The organism is Weissella sp. DD23 (genome assembly GCF_001579105.1).
GTDB classification, from domain to species: domain Bacteria; phylum Bacillota; class Bacilli; order Lactobacillales; family Lactobacillaceae; genus Weissella; species Weissella cibaria.
This window is the reverse complement of record NZ_KQ970397.1, coordinates 43,125-45,485: the sequence shown is the minus strand read 5'-3', so window position 1 is coordinate 45,485 and position 2,361 is coordinate 43,125. Positions and strand designations below refer to the sequence as shown.

Annotated in this window: 4 protein-coding genes; all 4 read right to left on the bottom strand. The window is 48.4% G+C overall.

Annotation, left to right across the window (positions count from 1 at the left end; all coding sequences use genetic code 11):
* Positions 1 to 149 (bottom strand): phosphoribosylaminoimidazolesuccinocarboxamide synthase (locus WEIDD23_RS10155; RefSeq protein WP_278279501.1); only part of this gene is annotated, 149 nt, incomplete at its 3' end.
* Positions 146 to 1,264, bottom strand: coding sequence for a 5-(carboxyamino)imidazole ribonucleotide synthase (gene purK / locus WEIDD23_RS10150; RefSeq protein ID WP_010372610.1), 1,119 nt, complete (start codon positions 1,262 to 1,264; stop codon positions 146 to 148). The genes WEIDD23_RS10155 and purK, both read right to left, overlap by 4 nt.
* Positions 1,257 to 1,745 (bottom strand): 5-(carboxyamino)imidazole ribonucleotide mutase, encoded by a 489-nt coding sequence (gene purE / locus WEIDD23_RS10145; RefSeq protein ID WP_010372607.1) that lies wholly within the window; start codon positions 1,743 to 1,745, stop codon positions 1,257 to 1,259. Before purE ends, purK begins: the two co-directional genes overlap by 8 nt.
* Positions 1,746 to 2,006: 261 nt before the next feature.
* Positions 2,007 to 2,361: 3,4-dihydroxy-2-butanone-4-phosphate synthase (locus WEIDD23_RS10140; protein WP_197458873.1), on the bottom strand; the 355-nt coding region annotated here is incomplete at its 5' end.

The following is a 2,361-nucleotide window of genomic DNA, read 5'->3' as shown; positions in this document are numbered from 1 at the left end:
CGTCCCTTATCGCTAATTTCGGCTTTTTGTTTCCCATTAAGTGCTGTCGCTTGATTCAAGCTATGGAGCCACAACACATTCGGATCGTCCGTGGCATACACTGCCTTTGCTTTGCCTGTTGTTAATAAAGCCCCTTTTACAATTGTCATAACCTTGTCCCCCATTCGCGCAAATCTTTCATAGCCGCCATGCCAGTGGCTGTAATGTGGCCCATTTTTCGTCCCGGCTTCACATCATGTTTACCGTAGTCGTGAAAGTGCCACCCCTCATGTGTCGCTATATCTTGGCGTGCCTGTATAATCTGATCCCCTAATAAATTCAACATGATAGCTGGTGCATACTGGGTAATCACCGGAATCGGCAAGCCCGTAATGCTTCGAATATGGCCTTCAAATTGTGAAACATTCGTCGCCTCAATGGTTAAGTGCGCAGAATTGTGGGGGCGTGGGGCTAATTCGTTGATATACACACGCTCCCCCACCACAAATAGCTCGATGCCTAAAATGCCCACAAGTTGCAACGCATTGGCAATGGTCGTCGCAATGGTCTCAATTTGCTTGGCAATCTGTGGTGATAAAGTTGCCGGTGCCGCGGACACTCGTAAGATATGGTGCTGATGCTCATTGACCGTCACCGGCCAAGTTCGAATTTCACCCCGACCATCGCGAGTTACCATCACGCTCAATTCCCGATCGAACGCTAACTTTTTTTCCAAAACAAGGGCGATATCAGTCGGTTGTTGCCAATGCGCTAACAAATTTGCCAATGCATCGGTATTGGGAATATCCCATTGGCCGTGGCCGTCATACCCGCCCGTTGCCGTTTTCAAAATTGCTGGCAACGATACTTCATGGCATCGGGCGTCCAAAGTGACCAAGTTATCCACGGCTGCGAATGGGGCAACTGGTAAGCCCAACGCGGCCAAGAATTGTTTCTCACGCAACCGGTTCGCTGTAATGTTTAATAACGCTACCCCTTGGGGTAACTTTTCAGCTGGTACGGCAGTCTGTAATGCCGTCTGATCCACATTTTCAAATTCATACGTCACAACATCCGCTTGATTAGCAAGATTACGCAGAGCCGAAACATCATCATAGCTCGCCACAATTTGTTGATCTGCAACCAAGGCTGCTGGCGCATCAACTTGCGGATCCAAGACAATAACCTGATACCCCATTGGTTTGGCGGCCAAGGCCAACATTTGCCCTAATTGACCGCCACCAACGATCCCGATAGTGGCTGGTGGCAAAATACGCTTAGTCATGTAACAATGCCTCGCTCTCAATCGATTGTTGGCGTTGCCCTTCTCGGAATAAGGCTATTTTATCGGCCAGTTCTTGCTCCGCAATGCCCAACATTTGCATTGCCAAGTAAGACGCATTTTTAGCGCCTGCGGTCCCAATGGCCACCGTCGCAACCGGTACACCAGCTGGCATCTGCACAATACTGAGCAATGAATCCATCCCCTGCAAAGCGTGTGATTGAATTGGGACACCAATTACTGGTAACGTCGTCTGCGCTGCCAACATGCCAGGCAAATGGGCAGCACCGCCAGCGCCAGCAATAATAACCCCTAGGCCATTGTCCCGCGCATTTCGGGCAAACGTCGTCATCTCCTCGGGCATTCGATGCGCCGAAATAATATGTGTCTCAACTGCGACATCAAACGTTTGTAAGACCGCGACCGTTTCTTTCATCGTTGACCAATCTGAAATCGATCCCATTACTACCGCAACACGTACCATTTAGCTTCCACCTCATTTTTAGTTCGTCTTTACAACTATATATAACCACCACAACGATTAAATGTACAGTTTTGTCGGCATAAGTCATTAAAATGAAACATATTAGTTCGTGTTTAACCGTTTTTGCATCTTTGTAAAACGAACAAAGGCATATTTAACTAAGAATTTTCTCATGAAACCGTTATCATTTTAAATGATGACAAAAAAATCCCATCTCAATACTATGCGCTGCACCTAGATTGAGATGGGATACTTTTTTAATTACATAACTGGCGTAGCTAGATACGCCGAAATTTGGGCAATCGTAATAAATGGCAAATCCAAGCGATCAGCTAATTCAAACAGATCATCGCGGCGGGCCATCGTGCCATCTGCTTTCAGGACTTCAATAATAACGGCGGCTGGTTCTGAACCAGCTAGGCGCGCCAAATCAACGGCCGCTTCAGTATGTCCAACGCGCTCAGTCAGCCCACCAGCTAAGGCTGTTAATGGCTGGGTGTGGCCTGGCGCATTGAAATCCGTCCGAACGGCGGTCGGATTCGCAATGTGCCGAATTGTCGCGGCCCGATCAGCCGCTGAAACGCCAGTCGTAACCCCGGTTGCTGCTTCAGTCCCA